Raw genomic sequence first — 4746 nt, 5'->3', positions numbered from 1 at the left:
CTCCATCTCCAATTAGAGTCTATTTGTTATAAAAATGTATATATATCAATGGTCACAATATAGAGTATTCGATTAAGAAATATAATTATATTAGTTGAAAATTTCATATAAATAATTTTAACAGTTAAAGAGACTAAATAACATTATTTATAGTTTCAAATAGACACCTTCTATCAAAAGCTATAGCCGGACTTTCTATATGGATATAATTAATATAATTGCGGTAATTTGAACTCGAATAAAATGAGAATACTTACTCACTTAGCGTTCATTAGAATGTATAGATGAGGCTCGTTGTTATAGTTTTTGTCTCTTATCGAGACATCAAGTACAACCTAATATTCTTAACCATCTAAATAAAAAGATAAAAACAGATACAAAAAAAATTATTGTCATACAAATCTAAACAGAAAACAAAACGGATAAAGCTTAACCTGCCAGATAGCGTATAGGTTATTAGACCTATCGCGACTTCTATTACATCAATATTTCAGTTGGTTATATGGGCATTTACTTATGAAAATAAAAACGCTTACTATGTTAATTGTGTGCTGCTCCTCAAATGCATATGCTTTTACACAATGGGGAGGTAGCGGTTTAACTCCTATGGGACATGAATGGTTAACGCGAGCCTCAGCTTTAGAGCTTCTTAATTCTGAGGATCTAATAAAGCCAGACCCAGAAGATCCTAGACTTAACTGGACACAAGGCCACGCAAAAAATTTAGATCTTGAAATAGCATCAAATGAAGTATCAAAAATAAAGAATCTAAAAAAAAGTGATAAGCTATACGAACCTAAATATGATGCTATTTTTTCTGCAATTGTTGGTGAACGATGGGTCGATATTGCTGGTTTTAATGTAATAGATGGCTTTATCGGTCAATATGGCCCAGATTGTTTTGATGCGACAGCACAAGAACCAGCAGATCTCCAGCAAGATCATTTCATGCGACGTTATGATGATATCGGAAGCCAAGGAGGCGTTTCTGCAGCAAAAAGAGCTCAAAATCGATTTATTGATCACTTTGTTAATGCTGCAATGGCAAATGAAAAAAGAATATTAGTATGGGATGGTGGAGCATCATCATCAACACAATCTGAAGTAGACTATAATTACTTCTTATTTGGACGAGCGGTCCATTTGTTTCAAGATTCATTTAGCCTAGAGCATACTGTTCGATTACCAGAAGATAATTATAAAAAAATTAGACAAGTCAAAGGATATATTTGTTCTGACAGTTCAGAACAGCATTCTCATAGCAGTTTTACTTCTTCTGATTTCTATGACTCTAATGATGTAATATGGAAGAAAAAATCAAAATCTGATACAGGATGGCAATCATATAAACCAAGTAATATGAAGCCAGCCGCTTTAACTGCACTAGAAGCAAGTAAAGATCTATGGGCTGCTTTTATAAGAACAATGGCAACAAATATTAATGAACGGGAAACTACAGCTAGAAAAGAGGCACAACAATTAATTGATACATGGCTATCTTTTGATGAGGAAGAAATGTTGTCATGGTATGACAACGAAAAAAATCGAGATGATACATTTGTAACATCTGATAATAAAAAAGGGCAATCTCAAAAAACTTGCTTATCAAACATAAGCTTTAAAAATTCAGATGGTTCAAAGCCTACACCTACTAACATAGAAGAATTAGCATCTAATATAGAAAAGAGTAGAAATAAATGTTTATTTAATATTGAACCTGTTCCTGGTTTCGCTGATCTATATGACCCTTATATTAAAATCCCTTATAATTGGCAGTGGAAATCAAATTCTTGGAAAACGCCTGGTCAAGATTGGGCTCCATCAACCCCAAAACCTGATAATGGTGAAGTCATAAATATATTAGCGTATGACAATAATCAGCTTTCAGCAGATACTATTGCAAATAATTCGAAAATTATAACATCAGGTAAGAAAGGTCTAGATTTCATAAAAGTACCATCAGAGAATAATGGTTATTATTTCAGACTAAATAATTACCCTAATTTATTCTTTAGCTATTCAGCTAGTGCAGATGAAACTGTTAAATTAGTAAACTCACCTAAACAATCAGAGTTTATTTTAATAGGAAATAAAAACACATATAACATAAAGAACACATATTGGGATCAGTTCGTATGGTATAATAAAGCTAAAAAATCAGTACATTTAACGTCTCATGGTAACGAAAAAAACACAGACTCGTCATGGACAATATTAAATAAAGATATTAATAACTAGCTATAAATGAATAAGAAAAAATGGGATCTAATTGATGAGAGATTTTTCAAGTCAATTGAAAGGGCTTATGATCATAAAGGATATATATCTCTTGTCTCTATAGTTCAAAGTCAATTTAACTTTCCACAATCATACACATTTAATGTTAAGGAGGTTGATAGCATAACCTTTAGTAAAAAAAATAAAACTTCTTAAAAACATCAATTAAATATAGTTAATTAGCCATCAACTATATTTAAGATGAATTATGGCATCTTCAATATCATATCTGGTTAGATATTTCCCTATTTAATCAGATATGTCAATTTTTAGTACCAATTCCGACTTAATATTATGAGAATTGTTACTATCTAAGATTTACATCTAAACAATTATTTTATATTCTAATGATAAACATAGCTCCGTATTTTCTAAATTCAACAATCCTGTTAATCCTAAAATGATAACAATATTAAGTAAGTTTTGTTCATATCAAGTCATAATAATACTATAGCTAGTAATCATAATTGACTTCATAAAGATCAACATGGAATTTAAGGTTAATATAGAAAAGCTCATTTGGGTTAACCCCAAATGAGCTAATGTAATGATCAAGATTAATTTTTACTTATTTATAGTCGATGAATCAAAAACTCTTGTATATGATGAATTTAATTTTTGTTTATTAGATAAGCTAGCTTCTAATAAGAAAGTATCATTATCAAAAGTTAAGTATTTATCTTCAAAACTATTTTTTAATTTATCTCCATCCCATAACCATTTTTGAGTTAGCTTCAAACTACAAGGTTGTAATTCCGATAGAGATTCACCATCCAAACATAGTTTAGTATTAGTTGCACTAACGTATCGATTATATTGATCATAAATAAATGACTGCGATTTGCTATTAATATCACATTCAGCGGTCATTACTATCCCTTTATTTTGTATATCCATACATTTATTGTTAAAAGAAGCCAACTGTATATTTACTGGGGTTCCTCCAGTAAACACAGGGTGCTCCCAATCAACAGTAAATGATATTGCTTTGTTAACTCTACGAAGCGGTTGGTCATCTACTCCATAATAGGTCTGGTGTGCGCCAACTCCATAAAAATAGAACCATGCTCTATTATATAGAGGCATAATATTAACTGATGAATCTATAGTAAATTGAGTTTTTCCTGTTTCATTAGGAGAAGCTTTATATATGACATCAAGTTTAGGAACAAAACTCGCATAACTAAGAGGCTGAACTTTTTTCAGATTAGCAGGATAATCTTCTGACCATACAGGATTTGTCCACTTATCTAACAATGACTCTGAGTTAGGATATTGTTCTCTAGCCCAACGGAAAGAAACATTTTGTGCAGAAGTTGAATTCTTTTCAACTCTATAATCTTGTGTATTAAAAGATAATGATTTTGATTGACTATAACTAGCACTAGCTTGAAGACTAGCTTTCGGTCCATCTTTACTCACCTCTGCACCACCAGTAACGCCAATGGTGAATCCAGAAGATTCATTTATATTATAATTAGAATTAATATTCTCACGAGGGAACGTTTTTAATATCTGAGCTTTTTCATTTGAAGTGGATATATCAAATAAATAATCTTGAGCAATAGCACTGGCTGACCATTCTCTAGCCCAACCAGATACCACTTGATAATTAGCCCAATAGGATTTATGTGTCAGTGTATCATTTAGATGTATACCGGCACCAGTAGTGTTATCATCTAAGCTAATTCGAACTATTTTTGCATCAGGAGTTGCAACGCCATTAGTACCAAATGATAAAGAACGCTCTAATATAACTTGATAAATAAGTGAAATGTTACCATTTTTACAGAAAGAACGACTTCCTCTATCCCAAATTAAAGAATTTCGGAAAGTACATTCCTGATCAGTTATTTCTTTATTGACATTAAGGTAAAACGAAACATGGGGCAAAGAAATTGATTGATCACTAGCGACTTTACCTGAACTTAAAGCTAAAGCTCTAGGGAATTTAGATATATCATCAGATTTAGCTTCATGATCTAGAATGGATATCATACGATCATTAGTATCTGATATCGGAGTATACATTAGTTGATTTTTATAGCCAGTTACAACTATAAAATTACTATCAAATTTTACTCCCATTAAATCCTTAAATTTCTTTTGAATATTAGCTTTTTCTTCATCACTATCAAAAGAAAGATCAAAGATGTATTGTTTGTCATTATTTATGATATCTTCTAATATAGAATCGTAGGTTGATAGTTCCTCCTGTTTCATATTTATATATACAATACGATCTGGATTTTTTACACTGCTTAGTATTGACACTACGTCTGCAGGTGTAGAATAGTTATCAACTTCGGCTATAGCACTAGCGGATAGGCTACTAAGACCTAAAAGTATACAACTATATAGTTTTCTAATTTTCATAAAATCTCCATATGAACATTTTTATTACAATAGTTTTTAAATAATGCTTCTGTTCTCATATCAAATAATGTATTCAGATCATCCTTATTTAAG

The 4746-nt window shown here is 31.1% G+C and carries 2 protein-coding genes; one reads left to right on the top strand and one right to left on the bottom strand.

Going from position 1 to position 4746, the window contains the following annotated elements; all coding sequences use genetic code 11:
- Nucleotides 1–516: 516 nt before the first annotated feature.
- Complete coding sequence (locus CTN07_RS22085; RefSeq protein ID WP_005307013.1) at nt 517–2238, top strand: hypothetical protein; 1722 nt, start codon at nt 517–519, stop codon at nt 2236–2238.
- Nucleotides 2239–2841: 603 nt separating this feature from the next.
- Here the strand turns inward: CTN07_RS22085 and CTN07_RS22075 are convergent.
- Nucleotides 2842–4653 (bottom strand): leukocidin family pore-forming toxin, encoded by a 1812-nt coding sequence (locus tag CTN07_RS22075; protein ID WP_005307016.1) that lies wholly within the window; start codon nt 4651–4653, stop codon nt 2842–2844.
- Nucleotides 4654–4746: the final 93 nt, after the last annotated feature.

Source organism: Photobacterium damselae, assembly GCF_003026815.1.
Classification (GTDB): Bacteria; Pseudomonadota; Gammaproteobacteria; order Enterobacterales; family Vibrionaceae; genus Photobacterium; species Photobacterium damselae.
The sequence above is the reverse complement of the archived record's forward strand: the minus strand, read 5'-3'. Positions and strand labels throughout refer to the sequence as shown.

Bases quoted from the DNA above. Each gene is read 5' to 3' on its own strand.
- CTN07_RS22085 (WP_005307013.1), top strand. From the start codon at position 517: ATGAAAATAAAAACGCTTACTATGTTAATTGTGTGCTGCTCCTCAAAT.
- CTN07_RS22075 (WP_005307016.1), bottom strand. From the start codon at position 4,653: ATGAAAATTAGAAAACTATATAGTTGTATACTTTTAGGTCTTAGTAGC.